This is a genomic window from Thermotalea metallivorans (genome assembly GCF_001562415.1).
GTDB classification, from domain to species: Bacteria; Bacillota; Clostridia; order Peptostreptococcales; family Thermotaleaceae; genus Thermotalea; species Thermotalea metallivorans.
Window position 1 is genome coordinate 1 of record NZ_LOEE01000109.1, and the last position, 763, is coordinate 763.

A 763-nucleotide genomic window follows, 5' to 3' on the forward strand; every position below is an offset into this window, starting at 1 on the left:
TTATACTTCATGTCAAGTACCTCCTGTAGTTTTGGATTTGTGCTTTCGTGGTTGTTTGCACATCCCAATTCTACCGTGAGGTGCTCATTTTTTCAAAGTTCATTTTTGTTTATTACAGGAATGCTCCTACTTTATTATACACCAAAAGTGTAAAAAAAGATACGGTTTGTAAAAAATATTTTTACAAACTTTTGAGGTTATCTTTTCAGTTGTAAAATTTTCTATAAGAAAAAAGCATCGGCAGAATTTAATTCCTGCTAATGCCTTTTCCCTATTGCCTAATGAAGAATGCAACCTTTTATTCTGTAATTCTTAATATAATCCCAATATGCTTTTATTTCATCCTGCTCTAACATTTCAAAGATGTCTTCAATCTCATCATAAAAATCCTTGTATGCTTTGCGGATAGAAGGCCTCATTTTCCCTCTTAGATGTGGTAATGAATAATTGCAAAATACCAAATCCCTTAAGACCAGAAACTCTGCAATGTTTATATCCAAAATAATTTCCTTTTTACCATATGGTTCGGCCATTAAGATAAGTAATTTGACCATTAACATCTCGGCATTACTTATATATTCATATATTGCAAAGTTATTGACTACCTCTTCTTCATTACCTAATACTTCACGAAGTCTACACCACTTTACAAGTAATGTAGTGATTTAAAAATAATTCCATAAAATAACAAAATCAGACACCTAAATCCTAGGAATACTAATCTTATGACAAACCAACACCCTAGGAGGCGTCTGATATGATT

General features: G+C 31.8%; 1 protein-coding gene. It reads right to left on the reverse strand.

Features of this window, described 5'->3' with window-relative positions:
• Positions 1 to 278 precede the first annotated feature (278 nt).
• Positions 279 to 560 carry a hypothetical protein gene (locus tag AN619_RS15440; RefSeq protein WP_041715351.1) on the reverse strand — a complete coding sequence of 94 codons (282 nt, stop codon included), beginning with the start codon at positions 558 to 560 and terminating at the stop codon, positions 279 to 281.
• Positions 561 to 763 lie beyond the last annotated feature (203 nt).

What these genes read in the sequence shown, in the direction of transcription:
- AN619_RS15440 (WP_041715351.1), bottom strand. Translation starts at nt 560, where the DNA reads ATGTTAATGGTCAAATTACTTATCTTAATGGCCGAACCATATGGTAAA.